Below are 18,203 nucleotides of genomic sequence, written 5' to 3'. Positions count from 1 at the left end.
TGTCGCGGTTCGACACCATCGAGGTCTCGTCGACGACGATGACCGTGTCCTTCAGCTCCGCGCGGCGGGCCTGTGCCTCCGGGGTATTGGGATTGGTGACGTGCTTGGCGTTGTGCCAGATGAAGTACGCAATCGTCTCCGCCTGAACCCCGGAGTCCTTCATCTGGTCGACCGACATTTCGCGGTTGGGAATGGCGTCGGGCCGCGCCATGCCTTCCTTCATGTCGGCGACCATCTTGTTCTGGAACGCCAGGCCAAGCACCGACTTGCCTTCGGACTCGACGACGCGGGCGACGGCCTGCAGCATGGTCGACTTGCCGGCACCGGCGATGCCCTGCACGGCGACGATGCGATCCGGGGTGGAGACGATCAGCGTCGCGGCCGCGAGTTGGCCTTCGTTCAGCGGGTGAGGGGAGGCGGCCTGCAGCCGATCCGGCACAGCCGAGGGCGTGACGATCGGGGTGCCAGCGCCTTTGCCTTCCTCGATCCGGGCAAGGATGGCCTCTTCGGTCCTGAGTGCGTCCGGCGTGGTGACCGCGGCAACGGTCTTACCCTCGACCTTGATCTCGCCAACGAGGAGCTTGCCCTTCTCGATGAGCTGCTCGACGCGGGCCTCGACATGGTCGATCGTCACGCCCTTGAGGCCGAAGTCGAGCGCCTTCTTGGCGACCTTGTCTTTGTCGAAGGCGGCTTCGCGTTGATCGAGGCTACGGACCGCGGATGCCACCGCCAGCTGAGCGTTCGCCTGGCCGGTCGACTGCGCGAACCGGACGATACCGCGATCGACCAACGGGTCCGGCGAGCGCAGTAGCCCCGACACGGTTTCCATCGCGACCTTCACCGCGTCCGCGATCGCATGGTAGCTGCGCCCGACCAAGCCAGCGTCCTCACGGCTAGCGGCGTTCGCCAGTTCCCCTTCGAGCAGCTTCTTGCCGTCGAAACCGTGTTCGGCCGCCTTTTTCATCCAGTCGAGCACGAGGCCGTCGCGGTCTTCGACATTCAGCTTGGGATCGCGGGTAGTGACGGTGACACCGTCGCGGCCCTTGGGCGAGACGATGCCGAGTTCGGCCGCCTTCTCCATGATCTGTTCGCGGCGCTGGCTGAACGTTTCCAGCACCTCTTTCGGCACGCCGACGATCTCGAACGTGCCGTGCTTGCCGCCCATCCGGACCTGGTAGCCAAGCTTCTCCAGTTCATCGCGAAGGTAGCTGTGGTAGATCGAGCCGATGACGCTGTTGCTCGACCAGATCCGGTCGGCATGCAGGGCGTGCATCTTGCCGTCAGGCCCCTTCGTCATATTGGCGACGATCGCATGGATATGGGCTTGCGGATCCAGCGCCCGGCTGGTGTCGTGCTGGAACAGCGCGTAGACCAGGTTGCCGGTCTTCACCGTCTCGGTTTTACCGTCCTTGGTGATCCGCGTTTCTGCGAGGTTCTTCTCGACCCAGGCCATGGTTTGCTGGACCGCTTTAGTCTGGGCGCCGTCGGGACCGAGGATGCGTTTGTCGCCGGCGATATAGGCCATCACCGATACCGATTTCGGCGCGGAGAATGTCAGGTCATAGCCTGGCCGGCGCGATTGCCGCTGGTCCATGACCCGCTCGCCGGACGGCAGTTCACCGCCCAATACCTTGGCGAAGGTCTCCTGTGAAACCTTGCCCTCGAGGCCAGCCGCGGCCGCGCCCTCGCCGCCCCACATGCTGACGTCACCGGCCTTCTCGTCGGTGTAATATTCGCCACTGACGAAGTCGTCCTTGGCGAAATATTTGGCGGCCCCGGACGCCGATCTGACGGGTGCCATCGAGAGCATCGTTAGTCACCCACACCCAGGCCACCGTCCTCGATCTCGTCGGGGAAGGCATCACGTGCTTCGCGGGTCGACAGGTCCTCAGCCCGATCCGGCGTCGGCTCCGTAGCTCGCACCGGTCCAGCCTTACCGTGGCGATCATCGTCGTCGCCCGAGCGTTCCGCTTGGCCAGTTGCGGGCGCTGCGCGGTGGTCGCGTTTGTCGTCAGGCGCCGGTTCGCGCATGTCCTCGAGCAGTGCTTGCGGCTGACTCTGGGTTGCAGGTTCGTCAGTCTTCCCGTCGCGTGAGTTGTCGACCTCATCCTCGGTCGGCTGCGACAGGATATTGCTGGCGAAATTATTGGCGATGTTGGCGGGCGGAACCTCGGTTTCATCGAGACCCGGCACATCCCCACGCCCTACTTCATCATCACTACCTTGCGGCTTGCCACCCCTTCCGCGAACACCCGTCCCAGGCTCGTCCGGCTTGCCGGGTTTGCGGCGGATGAAGCCTTCGGCGACGGTCGGGTAATGCTCCCATTCGAGGCGGACGCGGGCGGCGGGAAAACCGTCAGGAAACTTCACGAAGCCGTGCAGGCTCGGCAGGTTCATGATGTCGTCGGGGATGACCAGCGGCTCGATCTGTTTGCGCGGGGTGAGGGTCGAGGCGTCGCGGGTGTTGTTATAGCCGTAGCTATAGCCCTCATCCATCTGCCGGATCTCGCGGTTGCCGATGTAGCGGGCGCCCTGTTCGGCGGTGTCGAGGTCGGCCGCGGCGAGGATCAATTTGGTCCGGGCGAGCGACGACAGGTTGCGGGCATTCTCCTCGCCGTAGACCTGGATGAGCTTGTCGAACGAGTGCAGCCCAAGGACCATCGCCCCGCCGAAGTTTCGGGCGGTCTGGAGGCCGCTTTCGATCGCCGGCAGACGGTGGAGAGCGCCAAGCTCGTCGAACACGAACCAGGTGCGCAGGTCGCGGGTTTTGCGCATCGTCATCAGCGAGTGAATCGCGAGGTTGGACCACAGCGTGAGCAGTGCCCGATTCATCTCCAGATCAGTGTAATTGGAGGTGATGAACAGGATCGAGCCGGGCTTCTTCTCGGCCGTCATCCAGTCGCGGATCGAGTATGGCGGACCGTCGTCGGGCAGGAAGCGCAGGATGTTGGCGTTGGTGTTGAACACCGCTCGGATCGACTCCGCCATCTTGGCGGCTTCAGGTGCGGTGATCGGGTCGGCGATGGTGTTGGCGAGGTGCTTGTGGACCAGCTTGAGGTCGGCGGTCATGAGGTTGTCGGCAAGGGCCTGGTTGGACGTCTCGCCCATCTCGATGAGCTTCATGCACATCTCGATGAAGAGGGTGCGCGCGGCCAGCACCCAGAAGGGATCCCCGGCACCGCCATCGGACGGAATGAGCGCGCCGGCCGCAGCGGTGAAATCGCTGTAGCTGGTGCAGTCGTTGAAGATCGTCCAGGCCGGGCAGCGGGCGTCGGCCGGGTTGAGAATGGTGTCGCGTTCCGGATCGAAGAACGCCTCGACATAGGCCCCGGTCAGGTCGAAGACGACGGCGCTGTCCTCGCGTTCACGCATCTGCTGAAGGAGCTTGCGGAAGACGGTGGTCTTGCCCGAGCCGGTGGTGCCGAGCGTCATGAAGTGAGACTGCTCGAGCCGGTGGGGAAACGGGATACCGGCGACGCTGTAGGGGTGGTGGATGCCACCAAGCTTCCGAGCCTTGAATTTGCGCTTCAGGACCTGCTCCGGCGTCTCACCTGGGAAGATCCGTGCGGCCTCCTTCACGAACTCGACTTTGTTGTGGGCGGCGATCTCGGCATAGAGGAGGTCGCGGTCGACCAGCATGGCGCCGCGCTCATGGCGTTCCTGGATCATCGCCTTGCCGCGCCGTGCGGAGAAATCGACGTACCAGATCGATAGCGGGACGGTGATGCACGAGGCGGCCACAACCGAGCCGAGCAGGCCCTTCACGGCCTTGTGCCAGGCAAGGATAACCTCCGGCACATAAGGGACGTAGCCCATGTAGGTATGGCGCACGCTATTGTCGGGCAGGCGCAGGTTGATCCGCTTCATCTCGTCGAACGAAATCCAGTCCCAGAGACCCGAGAGGATCCGCGTCGAGATGAGCTGGATGTTGTTCTCGTCGAGGGTCAGCGTCAGGATCGTGGAGTAGGCGATGACGAAGACGCCAAGCCACATGTAGACGGGCATCTTGATGCCCTGCAGCCACATGAGGACCTGGGTGTTGAGGAGCTGGCTGCCGCGGGTGAAGTTGCCGGAATTGCGGGGAGCGTCGCCACGCGCGGAATGGTGTTCCTGCGGGATCGGCCGCTTGTCGTTGCGGATGTCCTTGCGCGGCTTCTTGGCCGGCTTTTTGGGGTCATCACGCGCCATGGTGAAGCTTCATGCGACGGTCGGTTTCGAGGACCAGCGTATCGCGCATTTCCGGGTGGTCTTTGCGGATGATCGCGTCGAGCGCGACCTGCATATACTCGGTCACACGCAGGTGCCGGCGCTTGCTACCGTGTAGCAGCTTCAGTCCGTCGAGATGTTGCTCGATCGCCCGTCGGACCAGGTCCGATGGTGAGCATTCCAGTTTAGCTGCCTGTTCCTCGATGCGGACACGCAGGTCACCGTCTACACGGACGGTGAAAGGTCGTGAGGTACTCAATTAACCAGCCTCCTAGCAGAGAGGCTGGTGGGTCCTGAGGAGGACCTTCTGCATAGCGTAGGCATATAGCTGCGACAAGGCAGATTTTGCCTATCACAGCATGAACGTACGACAGTGTCTTACGCGCAAACCCGCGGAAAACCGTGCTTTCAGTAACGTATTACAACGTACGACAAATCGTACGACAATGTATACACCGCCAAGCGCGCTTTAAGCCATTGATTTTTCGCGGAAAGGGGCAAGCGCAGCTTGCGTAGGGTGTGCTTCTTTGTTGTCTCGATTCCCATGTGTTGCTCTGATCCTTCTTGTTCTTCAGGTCGATGGGAAGGGCCTCCGGTTTTCCGTGGGGCAGGGGTCCGCCATCAGGGCGGAATGATGGATTGAACCTGCGCTTCGCGCGGGTCTCTTGGGCCTGTTCGACGATAATCGTCATGGGGGTTTCCTTGGGTGAGTTCGGATCGAGTGGCCGTGGTCTTTTCGAGGGGTCGATCGCTGGCTATACCGGGGGTGTTCAGAGCCCGATCAGCCTGACCAGAAGGTAAGGAAAATGGCGAAGTCACTGGACGCTGAAATGGCCGCGATCGAGGCCGAGGAACTGAAGCTGGCGGAGCGTCGCAAGGCGCATCAGAAGAAGCTTCGGGATACGGCGATCGACAGGGTCGAGAAGGTAGGGTTGCTGAAGCTCCCACTGGACCGGCTGGAGCGGTTGATGGAGGCGGTGAAGACGCTGGGCATGGATGAGGTCGAGAAGCGGCTCACGGCGAAAGCCTGAGCCGGTTCGAGACCGGGATCGATGCCAATGGCCGCACGGGTTTGCTACCTTGTGCGGCCATTCTTTTGCCAAGGATCGAGGCGCAGCCGGCTTGGGCATTCCCAAGCAAAAAAATGGGACGCCAGCCGTCAGGCTGGGCGTCCCATGCGATGTCGTCAGCGGGTCGTTGCTCGGTCAGATCCAAGCCAGCCGGCACTCGCCCTCGACCGGCTTCATGACAGCCATGGCGGTCAGGGTTTCGACGTAGGATGCCATGGCCGGATCGGCAGCGAGACGACGCCTGATCCGGGGGCTGGTCAGGCGATCGCGAAGCTCGGTCATGGCGATGACGCCGGACCGTGATCGATCGAGGCCAAGGCCGTTCAGGAGCGTCATGGCATGGGCTTCGCTGAGTGCCAGCTGCAGCTCGGCATCTGGAGTTAGCGAGAGCCTGATCCGGATATCCCCGCCATGCTCTGCCTGCCAGATTCGGACCCGCCGGCCGAGGAATTGCGCTTCGTCCAGAACGGCGATCACGTCGGGGTCATGGTCGAAGCATTGCGACACGCTGGCCAGAGCAAGCGGGCAAATGCGAGCTTCGAGGTCGAAGGTCGGATCGCCGGTGACGCCGTGGATCGGAACCAGCATAGTGATGCCCAATCGTAGCGACTGTTCGGCGAGAAGATCGCGCAGCGACACAAGCTGCTCGGGGGTGATGACGGCTGCCTTCGGAGGGAGAACGCTGTTGCCGTTTTCAATGCGGAAAGTGATGGTCATCTCGACCTCCTTCGTTGAAACCGCATCTCCCCTTCCCCCTTCTCTCCGGAGAGGGTTCGGAACGTTGCTGTCTCTGCGCGGCGGTCGGTCCGCGAGGCGGAGCGAGCGCACGGCCGAAAGGCCGCTGCGCCAGCCAGCGAGGCGGGCTGGCAACAGTTCGTAAGGGTCGGGAAACGGCGTCAGCAGCGCCGGGGCGGGCTCGATGCCCGCACCGGGGTTAATCCGGCCGAGGCGTAGCGAGGGGAGGCCCGCAGGGGCCGTACCGCAGCGAGCGAGCCGGACGCCGCGCGTAGGTCAGCGATGACCATGAAAAAGGCCACCCGGTCGCCCGGATGGCCTGTTCGTCTGAACGATGAAGGAAGGGGCCGAAGCCCCTCCCTGCGTGGCTAGAGGATCATCTTGGCGGCCAAGGTTGCCGCTGCCCCGAAGAGCGCAATGAAGCCGGTGGTGCCGACGCTGACCCATTTGACCGATTTCATCTCGCCGCTGATGTTCGAGATGGCGGTTTGGGTGCCGGTCCCGACAGTGTCGATCTTGGTCGACAGCGCCGCGATCTGGATCAACAGCGTGTCGATCTTGTTTTCGAGCGGCTTCACGGCTTGTCCGACGGCCATTTCAATATGCTCCTCGACGGCTTCGACGGCTTTTTGGGCGATCTCGTCATCGATATTAACGCTTCGGAGCGCGCGAAACAACGTTACCTGCATGTCGTCCTCCTTCTTCTTCAAGACGAATGTTGCGGTAGGCTGGCGCGGCGAGGGTCAAGGATCGCGTAAACGACCGCGTAAGCGGCGATGGGGGTCACGATTTTGCGCAGCAAAATGGTGGGGCCCCGTCGTCCTTGAGGCTCGCCGCGCCGGCCGGGATAATGGGCCGACTTGAAAGAGAGTTTTCCTCCTCGCGGCAGCAGCGCATGTCGGGCTCGATGCCCGCCTTGCGCTTCACTGTGCGAGGCGTGGCAAGGGGAGGCCCGCAGGGGCCGTACCGATGCGAGCGAGCAGGATGCCGGCGCGATGAAAAAGGGGGCACGTGGCCCCCGGTCAGAAGTTCCAGAACCAGTTGGGATCGTCCATCCGGTTCGGGTCGTACAGGCTCTCCGGTTGGGCTTCCGCCGCCCGTCGTGACTTCAATTCCAGTTCGACGGCATCCAGTTCGTTGCCCGCCTCATAGACCCGCCAGTCAGTGCCGCATGCGGTGTCGTACATTCCGGCGAGCGTCTTCTCGTCGAGTGCCTTCAGGTCGATCCGGTCGCAGAAGTCCTCGAACCGGTTCAGCGTGCGCATCAGCGAGCCGATCTCGGACGATAGACCCCGTGCGCGAGAGGCCAGTGCGGCATCGTCCAGATCGTAGACGCCGAACGGGTTGTGGTCGTGACCGTAAGCTTCCGAGACGTTGTACATGTGATCCTCCTTCGTCGATGACGAAGTCCTCCCGGTGGCCGGGGTGGCAGGGGTCAAGGACCGCGTAGCGGCCGCGCCAGCGGTGGTGGGGGTCACGATTTTGCGTAGCAAAATGGTGGGGCCCCGCCGTCCTTGAGGCCTGTCGCCCCGGCCGCCATGATGGGACTACAGAGAGATAGATTTTCCCCGCGGCAGCAGCGCCGGGACGGGCTCGATGCCCGTCTTGGCGCTTCCCCGGCCGATGCGTAGCCAAGGGCAGGCCGAAGGGCCTGACCGACGCGAGCGAGCCGGGGGCCGCCTGTCGATCTGGACAGACGCGCGGTGAACGCGGCGCGGCCCGGCGGGGCCGTGCCAAGGGTGCCGCGTGACAGCGCCGGGGCGGGCTCGATGCCCGTCACGGCGCTTCCCCGGTCGATGCGTAGCCGGGGCAGGCCGAAGGGCCTGACCGACGCGAGCGAGCCGGGTGCCGCGCCATCCCCGCCCGCAAGGTCCGATCAGCTCGCCGGCGATCGCCACGGAGTTGCGGTAGCGCACTACCGGAGGGGGGAAGTCGGGCGGCTGCGCGGCGACCAGGCGCGGCCCGACGGGGCCGTGCCAAGGGTGTCGCGCCGCCGCCCGACTGGCGTGGGGGGAACCGTAGGGTTCCCCCCACAGCAACGCTGGCAAAAAAGGGCCAGCGCCGGGGGTCGCCCGTCGCTGGCCTGAGGGATTTCCTGCCAAGGAAAGAGGGGGGCGGCGCGCTCTGGGCTGCGCCGCCCGAAAGGGGTTAGCCGTTCGCCTGCCGGTTGCGGGCGGTCGGCGCGGGTGCCTGTCCGCTGATCGGGAAAGCATGGGTTGGAATGCGGGCGGTTTTCAGTACCTGCAACAGGTTGCTTTGCAGCCCCGAACCCTGACAGACGATGGCTTCAACCGGTGCCAGTTTCACAAGCTGTTCGTTGCGGACGAACCCGGCGCGGTTGCCATAGCGGCCCGTTTGCGGGGTGAAGGCAATCACGGTCACGTTGCGGCTGGATGCCCAAGCTGCCGCGATCATATCGCATCCCCGGCGCTGGGCGGTGGTGCAAAGCGTCATGTGGGGCACGCGGGCCTTGATCTGGTCCAGCTTCTCCCAAAGCTGTTCGTGGTCGTGCCATTCCTGCCCGCCCGAAAAGACGACAAGCGGGCCGCTCGGGTTGCGCTTCTCGCGGTGGTCCTGCGCGCGGGCTTTGAGGAAGTCGAGGGCGGCAATCTGGCTGGCGGTTCCGCCGCTGGAAACCTTCGATCCGCGCGCCGGGGACCAAGGGTGGCCGGACTGCGCGTGGTAGCAGTCGGCGGCATAGTCGCGCATACATTCGATGGCGGCGCGACGCTCAGTCATGGTGTGGGCGCGTAGCTGCAATTCCTCCATCTCGGTCGAGTAGATTTCGGACGGCTCATAGCGGCGCGCCATCTCGCCAAGGTCGCGGCAAAGCGCGTCTTCCTCGCGTTCCAGCTTCTGCGCTTCGAAGTGGAACGAGTTGACGAAACCCCATGCGATCGCCTGTGCGCTCGCCTCAAGGCGGGTATCGCGCAACAAGTCGAACAGGGTCGCCATGATCGCCGCGCAATCGTGCTGCGCCTGTAGCGGTTCCGGCATGTCGAGTTCTTCGCGCTCGCCGCCAAGCTCGACGATGGACAGCGCGCCAACGTCGCCGAACGCTTCCTGAAAATTGGTCGTTGCGGTCGCCTCGGTGATGCTCTCGGTAATCTCGGCCGCGCGCTGGTCGCTGGCGGTGTCATGCTCGGGGGTATCGTTGGCGGGATCGCAATCGTGGGTGTCGTCGCGAGCGGCGTTGTTGCGGCGGGTTTCCCAACCTTTCCGGGCTGCCTCAGCGCGGGCGGCGTCGGTGTTCCCAAGGGCTTCGCCGATGTCGGAAAAGCTGTTAAAGCTAGCGGAGGTCGTCTTCTTGGTCATGGCGGTAAACCTTTGGCAGGGATGGCGGTTTAGGGTCGGGGGAGCGTTACAGCGCTCTCCCCGCCCGTCTCGGTCGGTGGCTTAGAAGGCGGGCATGTCGTCCACGTCGGCAAGCTGGCCGTTGTCGGTGGCGTTGCCGGTGCCGAAACCGTCGTCATTGGCCTTGCGGCGGGTCTGGCGGGTGCCGTCCATGTTCTCGCGGCGGGGCTGCGGGCGGTTCCAGACAACGCGGAAACCTTCGTCGTTGTTGCCAAACAGGGTGATTTGCAGCGGCTCGGACAGGCTGGGGTCGTCCAGCTTACCCTGATAGAAAACCTCGCCGGTGGAATTGCTGGTCAACTCCCACAGTGCGCCGATCTGCACCCAGCGGCGGGCGACGTTCAGGGTGACGATTTCGTAGGCGGGGGCGCGCTCGTTGACGCTCTCGACCGGGCGGAGACCCAAGCGGGCAAGGTCGATGGTGGCGGTGGCGATCGAACCGATAAGCTGACCGTTGGCGCTCTTGAACTGACCGATGTTCATAGTCTTAACTCCATCTAGGCGGGGGCCTGTCCCCCTGTTTGCCGGTCCGTGGGGCCTTTCCCCTCCGGCATCTTCTTTCTACCCCCTCCCCTCTATTTAGCCAAACGGATTGATTACTTGACACTATAGTCATCGTACTCGGTGAGTCCGAGCATAAATAGCCCCCGACTAGGGGGCGTAAATAAACAAACAAACAACGCATAGACCGCGTCAGCGGGCTATTCCTTTTCTACTGTGCTGACGGGCAAGGCCCGGCCTTTGTTCTCATCGCACCCGGAGCCGTCCTCGCAGGGGCTCAAGAGGCAGGCACGGCCGGCGGGGTCAACACGAATGACGGAGGCTCCGCCGCTTTAGCGGTGGAAACCGTAGGGCCTTCAGGCCCGGTATTCTTGTTGAGGCGTCTTCAAATCAAACAAAAGCATTGTCCGTCAGGACAATTCTACTTTGACGCCGACCCCGTCGGATGGGTCTGGCACGCCGAGACACTGAGAGACGGCGAAGGGTGCGATGAGAACACAGGCCCACAAAGCACTCATCATGCGCCTAGCGCATGATTCCACAGCCGCAGGCTGCCGGCGGTGGTCGTGGTCCTGGGTGTGACGTGCGGGGAGAGTGCCACTCATGCCCCACATCATCCGCGCCAATGGCCGCAGAAGGCCCGTGGAGGCGTTGCAGTACGTCGGACAAGGGATCGTTACCCTTCAGGGCGGAGACCCGCTCTTCGCGGGACTCCGGTCGGCTCTTGCCGACTAGAGCCCGGCCCCGCCCTCTTGGGCGGGGTGGCCCCCCGGAGCATTAATCGCTCTGGTCAGCAACGGCGCACCCGTCACCGAACTGATGAGAATGACGGTCCGTGGAGTGAGCCATAGCTTCTCCGCCATGACGCCTTGGCCGGTCGATAAACACAGCGGGGTTCAACGTATGACACCAGCGTTCAAGACTTGGGCCCATTGGATGTCCCGTTTACCAACCTTCAAGCAATTCCGCGCACTTACAGAGAATAATACATATCGGTTCTACATTCGGTGCGACCGGTTCGAAAGTTCGTTAATCCCATGAGTCTAGGACTCGCCTTGTGCGTTTGATTGTAAGGGTCCGGACGGGAAGCACCGGGCAGACAAATTAGGGTGTTCGAGCGGATCAATCATGTTGCCGGTCCTGACCTGTTACCGTCACGATAGGGTGGCGGTATCGTCAACCATCGGCGTCTTGAAACCCTTCGGCATTCGACATTGTCGAGCATGGAAGGGCGAGTCAGATGACGGAAGAAGCGATGCTCCAAGTGTTGGAGGAGCATCATCGGGCGATCGAGGCGGGGTTGAGCGAAATCCGACGTCATTGCGGGACAGCGAGCCCCTGCAGCCGTGAGCTTGGCGCGGCACGGGAGCAGTTGACGGCCGCAAGTCTGGCGCGGTCGCGGTTCGTGAGTGAGCAGGTGGTGCCGAGCCTGCTGAAAGAAGCGGATGATGACCTGCGAACCGAGTTGGCGGAGTTGCTGTATGCGACGGCGGCCAAGCGGATGCTGTCGAACGGGCATATCAAGGCGTGGACGACGTCTTCAATCGAGGCGGACTGGTCGGGCTACTGCGCAGCTGCCAAGGTCATTTGGCCGATGATGGAACAGCAGATCGAGCGCGAACGTCGCGTTCTCATCTCGCGGCTGAAGCAGGGGTAGCGGTTGCGATCGGCAGACAAAAAAAGGGCCAGCGCGAGCCGGCCCAAGAGGGGGGTTCATTAGGAGAGGGGGCCTGAAAGGCGCCGTCAGGCTGGGTAGCTGGAAGAGGTTAACAGGCGCTTATCCTTGAAAGGGAGCCGCCTAGATCGATATGCGTCGGCGTGATCGAACGCCGTTGGCGGCATTCGATCGGAGGTTTTTGAGCAGCATGACCGACACCCGGGTGACGACGATCGAACGAGCCTTTCAGTTGGCCAGGGAAGGGGTATGCCGTTCCGTTGACGACATTCGCGGTCAGCTTACGTCCGAAGGCTATGATCGTGTGCTTGAACACCTGAGCGGGATGAGCATCAAGCGGCAGCTGAATGCCGCGCTTGCGGCTCGTGGTGTAGCCAGCACGGATGACGATGATGATTGAGTGTGCCGTTGCTGAGCAGCGGTAGCGGTTGCGATCGGCAGACAAAAAAAGGGCCGGCGTGAGCCAGCCCGGAGGGTCTTTTAGGAGAGGATGCCTGAAAGGCGTTGCCATGCTGCACCTGCGAACGGATTGACGCAAGCGTTTAATCTACCGGCGTTATTTTGCGGGATGACGGGCCTCCACAAAGCCGATCACGGTTGAGAAGGCATCGTCCGCTCCTTTCGCACTGCGCATCAGAAGGTCGTCCAGCGTGACGCCGATGCGGCCGATAGCCTGGACGGTTGTGTCGGTCGCGCCAACTGCCGCAGTGCCTTGCTCGGTCTTGTCGACGAATGCGGTCTCGATTGCCGGCAGGTGGCGGTTGATGATCGCATCCACCTCGTTCCGGTCGGCATCCGACATGTGCGGGTAGGCGGCAAGGCAGCGGTTCAGCTTCTGCCGCAGTGGCGGCAGGATCTGATTGAAGGGCTCGCCCAATCGCGCGCCGAGCGTGGCGAGGTAGATCGGCGTGATCGTGGCTGCGCCTGAGGTCGCGGGTGACGGTAGCGGCCGCGGTGCCGAGGACGGCACTCCGTAGGGTTCGAGGAGATCGATGTTGACGCCAAGGTTGCGCATGACGCGGCGATAGCTGGTCAGGCAGTCGATCCCGATCGTGGTGGCGACGTCGTGGCGCACGGTGCGGGGTCGGTTGAGCCAGGTCAGCCGTCGCAGGTCCTCACGGTACTGACGCTCGACGGGGATGACATGCTCGCTATCGTGGCGAAGGGGCGTATCGGGAAAGCTGGCGCAGGGCCGGCCGAGGAACGATGCGAAGGCTTCGTTCAGCGCCGGCACGAGGCCCTGAAGGCGGTTGCGGCGCTCGGCGATCGGCCGCGGGGCGCTGTAGATGCGCTCGACCTCGTCCAGCGCCTTTTCCAGCGCGATCGAGAGGCTGTTCGCGGGGTAGGGCAGCGCGCTGGCGCGACGGCGGCTGTACGCTATGTATCCACCGGTCGCGAACGTCAGACCCGCTGCGCCGAGCAGCCCTTGGCCAAGGCTCCCTTGGCTCCACGCTGCGATGATGAGGTAGGCAGCGAAGGCGATGAGGAGAGCGACGATAGCGACCTGCTTGGCGAGTTCGGAACCCTGCCACAGCACCGTCTTGCGGGTGATGTCCGCGCTATTCACGACGGGGTTACCGATAGGGAGACTATCGGCCCGGCGATCCATGAGGTTGGAAGTCATGACGCAACTCCGTTCAGCGAAGGTCGTGGATTTTCCCAAGTCCATCCGGTTTTCAGGGTCGCTTCATTCGAAACATACCTTCGAGCAGCGACGACTTCGTTGGAGCCGGCTTTTGAAAGCTGTGGAGCAGCCGCTGGGTGATCTTCTGGACCTCGATCAGATCCTCCGGCGTGTGCAGGTCAGCGAACATGCTGTTGCCGGTGCCGACCATACCGATGTTGTGCAGGGCGTCGGCCAGAAAATTGATGTCGCGGGTCTGAGCTTCATCAGGCCGTGACTGGCTTGCCACGCGGATAGCGAGGAAGGCAGCGGCTGCCGCCCTGATCCAGGTGGCTTCTTCAGTTGTCAGGTCAGCCATGGTGACGCCCTTTCGTGATTGAAACGCAAACGAAGTTGATCGTGATGTTTTATCCGTGATTGTCTGCCACGTCTCGGAGAACACCGGCCCAATAGGCGAGGATGTCACCGGCGTTGCTCTCCGTCTCGGCGGTGATGGCGGCGTAGTTGCCGAGATCGCCCGCAATCCGGGTGGCGGTGGTGACACCGGCAACTTCCAGATGCCCGACCAGTATGGCAGTCAGCCCGCCGATCGCGTGGATCAGGTCACGAACCGTAGGTTCGTCAGGTAATGTTTCCATCGTCATGTCTGATACGTCCAGGGATTGAGCAACACCGTACCGGTGCCAGCGAAGTCAGCCACGTTGCGGGTGACGATCGTCAGGTCGTGAACGAGTCCGGTCGCTGCGATCCATGCGTCGCGTTCGCTTTTGGTGTCCGGGACATGCAGGCGCGCACAGCGCAGCGCGATCGGCGTGTCGATGGGCAGGATTCGACCGGCGAATGCCGGCATGACCTTTTCGTGCAGCCAGAGGCGTAGAACGCCCGCCTGCCGCGGATCGCGGCGCTCGAGAAGGACGATGCCAAGCTCGATCTCCATGACGGTGATGACCGAGAGGTACATGTCGGCCTGGTCGACGCTGCCGGCCCATGCCTCGACGGCCGCATCGATCTTACCGCTGCGCCGCTTGCGCAGCTCGGACAGGACGTTGGTGTCGAGCAGGTACATCAGTCGAATACCGCCGGACGCGGGAATGACGCTGGCCGGGTGAAGTCGACCTCGATGTCACCGACCTTGTCCATGTCGAGCGCGTCGAGGATGTTGCCGGGAGGCGCCTTTAGCCGCTCATATTCGGCAAAGGGCATGACCGCAATGATCGGTCGGCCGCGTTCGGTGATGATGACCGCACCATCGACCGCGGCACGCTTGATGCGGCCCGGCTCGCGTTGAAAATCGCGACTGGAAAAAGTTTGCATGGACGGCTTGACCTTCAATGTCGTGACGTTCAGACATTGCCGCAGGCAGCGGGATTGTCAATGTTCGTCATGCGACGGCCTATCGCTCACGCGCATGACAATCGTGGCGATCCCGGTGCCCCGCCCGAAGGAGGAAATGATGAAGGCCCAGGACATGATGCGGGGGTACGACTACGACCTGCCGCTATACGACGTGCTCAACAACAACGAGAAGAACGAGAACGGTGACCCGGTAGTGTCGGCCGATCGTCGGGTGCTGGCAGGCGCCACCATCGGGATCGGCCTCGATCTGGCCTATCTTGCGATCACCGAGCTTCAGGAAGCGTTCGAGACACTGGCGGCCGATGCCGACAACGGCGTGAGCGACGGTGAGGGTAGCAAGGATCTGGCCGAAATCCTGGATGCGAAGAACCCGTTCCAGATGCGGCTCTGGTATCTGCTGTACGATACGCCGTTCCAGCAGGCACATGAGGACCTGTGCTGGCTGAAGAGCGTGACCTATCGCCGTGGCCGGATGTGCGCCGTGATGCGCGAGCAGAAGCTGCCGGTGATCTACGCGACGAACGCCGACCTGTGCGAAGGCTTCACGGCCGCGCAGCTCTTCGACAGGATGACGGTCAAGGGCTGACGACGCTGCCTTGGTCAGGCGACCAGGGCGAGAAGATGCTCCGGGTGATGTGGCCAGCACCGGGAGACGCGGAAAGGCTGAATGGGATTGTCGGTACGGACCACGAACTGGTCGATGCCGGTGTTCTCGCGAAGCTGGATGGCGACGGCGTAGGCGTTCTCGAAAGAAGCGAGCGAACTGTGGCGAGCCGAGAGTGCAATGACGGTCATGTTGATGTCCCTTCGGGGTTGATGTCCTTCGGGTGAAGTCCTTCGGGTGGTGTGCCTTTGGCGGATGGAACGGCCGGAACGGCTCGTTCATGGAAAATTGAGGATGAACCGTATAACGGGGATGGCGGACCGGAATCGGCGCGAGCGCGTTGAACCAGTCTATCCAGGAGGATCCTTCGATCGACGGGGTCGGGACCGCTGCTATCGGTTCCGGCCCCGTTTTCGTTATCACGACCCTGACGCCTGGTTCTCTCGGCACGCAGCGCCACCACGATACCGGGATCGTGATGGGTCTGGATCAGCCGTAGCAGCGCCGCATCCGGCAACAGGGTCACGTCGAAGCGCGGCCCCTTTGGTTTGGCAGCGGTCCGACCGAGGCTGAGCAGGTGACGCCGATTGCGAACCTCGACCAGCAGCGTACCCCGCTCGACCCGGTTAAAGGCGCGATCGAGGCCATACAGCCAACCCGACCGCGCCTCGACCAACATCGTCTCGCACCGCGCCAGGTCATCGTCGTGCCGGCATTCCCGGATGCGGTCTACCGTCAGGCACCGGGCAGTTTCGCGTGTGCGGGCGTAGTGATCGCTGCTTGGGCTCTCGATCGCGAACAGGCGGTGCATGTGCCTGACCCATGCGCCCATGCTCTCCTAAGCGAACGCCTTCGCTTTCCCTCTCCCCTCCCGACGATATGCCCGCTCTGGCGGCAAGGTCCGGGGCGGTTGGCGATCGCCGTAGAACAGGTCGGGTTGCCGGAAGCTCATGACAGCGGCCGCAGGTCGCGAACCTCGACCATGTGGATTTTGGCGGTCCGCTCGGCGCCGACGGCGTCGAAGAAGACATAGCAGTGGTCGGCGAACGTCTCCCCGCACAGACGCCAGATCACGCCATGCCGGCCGAGATAGCGCTGGATGCCAAAGGCAGGATCAACCGAACCCGGCGCATCGACCAGCGTCACGCGCTGGCGAACGGACAACCAGTTAGCGGCACCGCGCACGATCGTCCGCCTCTCCCGCTGGGTCAGGATCGATGGGCGGTCGCTGCGTGGCGGACCGAAGGTCGCGAATGGGTCGCCCTTGATCCGGTCCAGTTTGGCCGCAACCGTCTCGACCGGGGGTCGCTCGACGATCGGCGCGGCGGGACCGCGGCGGTAGTGGGTGATCGCGGTGCTGGTGAAGAGGTCCTGCTGATAGCCGACGATCCGTCGCCGGCGTTGCTCCTCGGCATAGTCGGCCCGCCAGTCATCATCGTCGCTGAGCGGCCCTGGTGTCATCTGGTCGCGGACGACCGCCATCAGCTCGTTGAACTCGTGCTCGGGCACGATGGCGATGCGGGGGTCGTACCTCACAGCATCAGCCCGACGGGATCGCTGCTCCGCGCAGCGGCGTCGTACCCGCGCTGCCATGCCGCCTGTAGGCGACTGCCTGGATCGTAGCTGGATGGGTTACCCATGACGAATGACCGCCATCCCGCCTTGTCAGCCTCCCAGTCCTCGTCGACGGGTCGCCGTGCCAACAGCGCGAGGAGATCGAGCCGATGACCCTTTCGGGTTTTCCCGACCATGTCAGAGGTCCTCGCGCAGCATGATCGTCACCACGCGCCGGGTGATGCTGGCGTCGGCGGGATCCTCCGAGCCGTATTCGAGGGCGGTGTCGTAATAATCGATCCGGAAGTAGATGGTCGTGCCCTGGTACTCGAAGATTCCCCGGTCCCGTTCCCCAGCCTCTGCCTCGGAAAAGCGGTAGCCGCGTAGGGCGGCAAGGATTCCAGCCTGGGCGACGATCTCTGCGGCGCGGTTTTCCGCGAAGGTGTCGAGACAGGCTCGCGTGATCCCGATCCGGGCGGTACGATCGAGGCCCTGTCGGCACCGGTCATTGAGGCGGGCAATGGTGGCAAGACGTGCGTCGGGGCTCGCCAGCGTGGACGTGTCGGTCATGTCGATATCCTTCGATTGGTTCAGGCGGCGAGCAGCGGGCGCTCGATCGCGGCGACGCCGGCGTTGAAGCGGTCGATCCAGTCCCGCATTGTCGGGCGGTCCTCGATCGGGATCGAGGCGGCGACGTCCTGAAACCGGATCAGGTCGGTGGGCGCATTGTTCCAGATGCGGTCGATTTCGCGCGCCGGGAGCAACCCCTCGTTGCGGATGAAGTCGGTCATCCGGCCAGGGCGTGCCTTGGTTCCCTTGCGCCACAGACCCTCGACGGTGTGCAACCGCGGGGCGGCACGGGCCTCAACCAGCACGATCAGGCGCAGACACCAGCGCGGCAGATCGCGGATCTCGTTCGGCTTATTGGCTATGCACAGCCAGCACGCCGATTTCGGAGGGACCGGCAGGCCTTCCGCCACGATCCGGGCGGTGCAGGCATCTCTATCCCAACCCCACTGCCTGAGCGGATATTCGCACTCGTAGAGTGGATCGTCGATCGATAGCGCATGGTTCGCGCGTAGTGTATCGCGCGGACCAGCATCATAGCCAATAAGACGTCGGACCCGTTGACCACGCTCCCATGCGTCTATCGCTGGTTGCCATGTCGATAGGAAAGCGTCCTGCGGCGACTTCTTATATTTTAGGCTGCACGAACTGCCTCCGAGGCTCTTGCTAGGCAATGTTGCGTTGGTCAAGCACATCTCTAGCAGCCCGTAATATGGCGGCCAATGCTTGAACCTCTTGGGAATATACGAGACTATCTCATGGCGAATACCGCGCGCGTCCATCCAGGGCCGGATGACGTCGAGATAGGCATAGGTCGCCGGCTTCTCGACACCTGTGTCTGCGGTCAGGACCAGATCGATCTTCTCGCCGCGGGCGACCTTCTCGATCAGGAGGGCGGTGCTGTCGACCCCTACGCCGTAAGCGAGGACGACAGGCGCTGGAGGCATGCCGTCCATC

The 18,203-nt window shown here is 63.1% G+C and carries 23 protein-coding genes; 3 read left to right on the top strand and 20 right to left on the bottom strand.

The window, feature by feature from the left end; all coding sequences use genetic code 11:
- The 3 genes from mobF to IFT82_RS09405 form a co-directional block, all read right to left on the bottom strand.
- Positions 1–1,801: MobF family relaxase (gene mobF, locus IFT82_RS09415; protein WP_244646619.1), on the bottom strand; the 1,801-nt coding region annotated here is incomplete at its 3' end.
- Between the two features lie 11 nt (positions 1,802–1,812).
- Entirely contained in the window at positions 1,813–4,188 is a 2,376-nt protein-coding gene (locus IFT82_RS09410; protein ID WP_192126035.1) for a type IV secretion system DNA-binding domain-containing protein, read from the bottom strand.
- Positions 4,178–4,465, bottom strand: coding sequence for a ribbon-helix-helix protein, CopG family (locus IFT82_RS09405; RefSeq protein WP_192126034.1), 288 nt, complete (start codon positions 4,463–4,465; stop codon positions 4,178–4,180). The genes IFT82_RS09410 and IFT82_RS09405 overlap by 11 nt, the downstream gene beginning before the upstream one ends.
- Positions 4,466–5,012: 547 nt before the next feature.
- On the opposite strand from IFT82_RS09405, the gene IFT82_RS09400 reads away from it, so the two are divergent.
- The gene (locus IFT82_RS09400; RefSeq protein ID WP_192126033.1) at positions 5,013–5,237 is read left to right on the top strand and encodes a hypothetical protein; all 225 of its coding nucleotides are present in this window, start codon (positions 5,013–5,015) and stop codon (positions 5,235–5,237) included.
- A gap of 174 nt (positions 5,238–5,411) precedes the next feature.
- Here the strand turns inward: IFT82_RS09400 and IFT82_RS09395 are convergent, their stop codons facing one another.
- The 5 genes from IFT82_RS09395 to IFT82_RS09375 all read right to left on the bottom strand — a co-directional run bounded on the left by IFT82_RS09395 (position 5,412) and on the right by IFT82_RS09375 (position 9,848).
- The gene (locus IFT82_RS09395; RefSeq protein WP_192126032.1) at positions 5,412–5,993 is read right to left on the bottom strand and encodes a hypothetical protein; all 582 of its coding nucleotides are present in this window, start codon (positions 5,991–5,993) and stop codon (positions 5,412–5,414) included.
- Between the two features lie 386 nt (positions 5,994–6,379).
- The gene (locus IFT82_RS09390) at positions 6,380–6,721 is read right to left on the bottom strand and encodes a hypothetical protein (protein ID WP_207105771.1); all 342 of its coding nucleotides are present in this window, start codon (positions 6,719–6,721) and stop codon (positions 6,380–6,382) included.
- Between the two features lie 312 nt (positions 6,722–7,033).
- Positions 7,034–7,393 (bottom strand): hypothetical protein, encoded by a 360-nt coding sequence (locus IFT82_RS09385; RefSeq protein ID WP_192126030.1) that lies wholly within the window; start codon positions 7,391–7,393, stop codon positions 7,034–7,036.
- A gap of 766 nt (positions 7,394–8,159) precedes the next feature.
- On the bottom strand, positions 8,160–9,326 hold the full coding sequence (locus IFT82_RS09380; RefSeq protein ID WP_192126029.1) for a DUF2493 domain-containing protein: 1,167 nt from the start codon (positions 9,324–9,326) through the stop codon (positions 8,160–8,162).
- Positions 9,327–9,407: 81 nt separating this feature from the next.
- Entirely contained in the window at positions 9,408–9,848 is a 441-nt protein-coding gene (locus IFT82_RS09375; protein WP_192126028.1) for a DUF736 domain-containing protein, read from the bottom strand.
- 1,258 nt (positions 9,849–11,106) lie between these two features.
- On the opposite strand from IFT82_RS09375, the gene IFT82_RS09370 reads away from it, so the two are divergent.
- Positions 11,107–11,523: a hypothetical protein gene (locus IFT82_RS09370; RefSeq protein WP_192126027.1), complete on the top strand. Its 417-nt coding sequence runs from the start codon at positions 11,107–11,109 to the stop codon at positions 11,521–11,523.
- A 109-nt stretch (positions 11,524–11,632) separates the two neighbouring features.
- Here IFT82_RS09370 and IFT82_RS09365 read toward each other — a convergent pair whose 3' ends face one another.
- From IFT82_RS09365 to IFT82_RS09340, 6 genes are read right to left on the bottom strand one after another with little or no spacing between them, the layout of a single operon-like run.
- A complete protein-coding gene (locus IFT82_RS09365; RefSeq protein ID WP_192126026.1) occupies positions 11,633–12,052 on the bottom strand; it encodes a hypothetical protein in 420 nt (139 codons plus the stop codon).
- 45 nt (positions 12,053–12,097) lie between these two features.
- Positions 12,098–13,165: a hypothetical protein gene (locus IFT82_RS09360; protein WP_192126025.1), complete on the bottom strand. Its 1,068-nt coding sequence runs from the start codon at positions 13,163–13,165 to the stop codon at positions 12,098–12,100.
- Positions 13,166–13,217: 52 nt separating this feature from the next.
- Positions 13,218–13,523 carry a hypothetical protein gene (locus IFT82_RS09355; protein WP_192126024.1) on the bottom strand — a complete coding sequence of 102 codons (306 nt, stop codon included), beginning with the start codon at positions 13,521–13,523 and terminating at the stop codon, positions 13,218–13,220.
- A 49-nt stretch (positions 13,524–13,572) separates the two neighbouring features.
- On the bottom strand, positions 13,573–13,809 hold the full coding sequence (locus IFT82_RS09350) for a hypothetical protein (protein WP_192126023.1): 237 nt from the start codon (positions 13,807–13,809) through the stop codon (positions 13,573–13,575).
- Complete coding sequence (locus tag IFT82_RS09345) at positions 13,806–14,231, bottom strand: type II toxin-antitoxin system VapC family toxin (RefSeq protein ID WP_192126022.1); 426 nt, start codon at positions 14,229–14,231, stop codon at positions 13,806–13,808. Before IFT82_RS09345 ends, IFT82_RS09350 begins: the two co-directional genes overlap by 4 nt.
- Positions 14,231–14,497: a type II toxin-antitoxin system Phd/YefM family antitoxin gene (locus tag IFT82_RS09340; RefSeq protein ID WP_192126021.1), complete on the bottom strand. Its 267-nt coding sequence runs from the start codon at positions 14,495–14,497 to the stop codon at positions 14,231–14,233. Before IFT82_RS09340 ends, IFT82_RS09345 begins: the two co-directional genes overlap by 1 nt.
- A gap of 118 nt (positions 14,498–14,615) precedes the next feature.
- Between IFT82_RS09340 and IFT82_RS09335 the strand changes: the two genes are divergently transcribed.
- A complete protein-coding gene (locus IFT82_RS09335; protein WP_192126020.1) occupies positions 14,616–15,107 on the top strand; it encodes a hypothetical protein in 492 nt (163 codons plus the stop codon).
- Between the two features lie 14 nt (positions 15,108–15,121).
- Here the strand turns inward: IFT82_RS09335 and IFT82_RS09330 are convergent, their stop codons facing one another.
- The 6 genes from IFT82_RS09330 to IFT82_RS09305 form a co-directional block, all read right to left on the bottom strand.
- Positions 15,122–15,316 carry a hypothetical protein gene (locus tag IFT82_RS09330; protein WP_192126019.1) on the bottom strand — a complete coding sequence of 65 codons (195 nt, stop codon included), beginning with the start codon at positions 15,314–15,316 and terminating at the stop codon, positions 15,122–15,124.
- Positions 15,313–15,936: a hypothetical protein gene (locus IFT82_RS09325; RefSeq protein WP_192126018.1), complete on the bottom strand. Its 624-nt coding sequence runs from the start codon at positions 15,934–15,936 to the stop codon at positions 15,313–15,315. Before IFT82_RS09325 ends, IFT82_RS09330 begins: the two co-directional genes overlap by 4 nt.
- Before the next feature lie 137 nt (positions 15,937–16,073).
- Positions 16,074–16,607, bottom strand: coding sequence for a hypothetical protein (locus IFT82_RS09320; RefSeq protein WP_192126017.1), 534 nt, complete (start codon positions 16,605–16,607; stop codon positions 16,074–16,076).
- A 50-nt stretch (positions 16,608–16,657) separates the two neighbouring features.
- Entirely contained in the window at positions 16,658–16,876 is a 219-nt protein-coding gene (locus IFT82_RS09315; RefSeq protein WP_192126016.1) for a hypothetical protein, read from the bottom strand.
- Between the two features lies 1 nt (position 16,877).
- Positions 16,878–17,249 carry a DUF3768 domain-containing protein gene (locus IFT82_RS09310; RefSeq protein WP_192126015.1) on the bottom strand — a complete coding sequence of 124 codons (372 nt, stop codon included), beginning with the start codon at positions 17,247–17,249 and terminating at the stop codon, positions 16,878–16,880.
- Positions 17,250–17,269: 20 nt separating this feature from the next.
- Positions 17,270–18,202 (bottom strand): hypothetical protein, encoded by a 933-nt coding sequence (locus IFT82_RS09305; RefSeq protein ID WP_192126014.1) that lies wholly within the window; start codon positions 18,200–18,202, stop codon positions 17,270–17,272.
- Between the last annotated feature and the right edge of the window lies 1 nt (position 18,203).

Source organism: Sphingomonas sp. CFBP 8760 (genome assembly GCF_014841615.1).
Lineage (GTDB): Bacteria > Pseudomonadota > Alphaproteobacteria > Sphingomonadales > Sphingomonadaceae > Sphingomonas.
The sequence above is the reverse complement of the archived record's forward strand: the minus strand, read 5'-3'. Positions and strand labels throughout refer to the sequence as shown.

Bases quoted from the DNA above. Each gene is read 5' to 3' on its own strand.
- IFT82_RS09410 (WP_192126035.1), bottom strand. From the start codon at position 4,188: ATGGCGCGTGATGACCCCAAAAAGCCGGCCAAGAAGCCGCGCAAGGAC.
- IFT82_RS09400 (WP_192126033.1), top strand. From the start codon at position 5,013: ATGGCGAAGTCACTGGACGCTGAAATGGCCGCGATCGAGGCCGAGGAA.
- IFT82_RS09395 (WP_192126032.1), bottom strand. From the start codon at position 5,993: ATGACCATCACTTTCCGCATTGAAAACGGCAACAGCGTTCTCCCTCCG.
- IFT82_RS09385 (WP_192126030.1), bottom strand. From the start codon at position 7,393: ATGTACAACGTCTCGGAAGCTTACGGTCACGACCACAACCCGTTCGGC.
- IFT82_RS09380 (WP_192126029.1), bottom strand. From the start codon at position 9,326: ATGACCAAGAAGACGACCTCCGCTAGCTTTAACAGCTTTTCCGACATC.
- IFT82_RS09375 (WP_192126028.1), bottom strand. From the start codon at position 9,848: ATGAACATCGGTCAGTTCAAGAGCGCCAACGGTCAGCTTATCGGTTCG.
- IFT82_RS09370 (WP_192126027.1), top strand. From the start codon at position 11,107: ATGACGGAAGAAGCGATGCTCCAAGTGTTGGAGGAGCATCATCGGGCG.
- IFT82_RS09365 (WP_192126026.1), bottom strand. From the start codon at position 12,052: ATGGCAACGCCTTTCAGGCATCCTCTCCTAAAAGACCCTCCGGGCTGG.
- IFT82_RS09360 (WP_192126025.1), bottom strand. From the start codon at position 13,165: ATGACTTCCAACCTCATGGATCGCCGGGCCGATAGTCTCCCTATCGGT.
- IFT82_RS09355 (WP_192126024.1), bottom strand. From the start codon at position 13,523: ATGGCTGACCTGACAACTGAAGAAGCCACCTGGATCAGGGCGGCAGCC.
- IFT82_RS09350 (WP_192126023.1), bottom strand. From the start codon at position 13,809: ATGACGATGGAAACATTACCTGACGAACCTACGGTTCGTGACCTGATC.
- IFT82_RS09345 (WP_192126022.1), bottom strand. From the start codon at position 14,231: ATGTACCTGCTCGACACCAACGTCCTGTCCGAGCTGCGCAAGCGGCGC.
- IFT82_RS09335 (WP_192126020.1), top strand. From the start codon at position 14,616: ATGATGAAGGCCCAGGACATGATGCGGGGGTACGACTACGACCTGCCG.
- IFT82_RS09330 (WP_192126019.1), bottom strand. From the start codon at position 15,316: ATGACCGTCATTGCACTCTCGGCTCGCCACAGTTCGCTCGCTTCTTTC.
- IFT82_RS09325 (WP_192126018.1), bottom strand. From the start codon at position 15,936: ATGCACCGCCTGTTCGCGATCGAGAGCCCAAGCAGCGATCACTACGCC.
- IFT82_RS09320 (WP_192126017.1), bottom strand. From the start codon at position 16,607: ATGGCGGTCGTCCGCGACCAGATGACACCAGGGCCGCTCAGCGACGAT.
- IFT82_RS09315 (WP_192126016.1), bottom strand. From the start codon at position 16,876: ATGGTCGGGAAAACCCGAAAGGGTCATCGGCTCGATCTCCTCGCGCTG.
- IFT82_RS09310 (WP_192126015.1), bottom strand. From the start codon at position 17,249: ATGACCGACACGTCCACGCTGGCGAGCCCCGACGCACGTCTTGCCACC.
- IFT82_RS09305 (WP_192126014.1), bottom strand. From the start codon at position 18,202: ATGGACGGCATGCCTCCAGCGCCTGTCGTCCTCGCTTACGGCGTAGGG.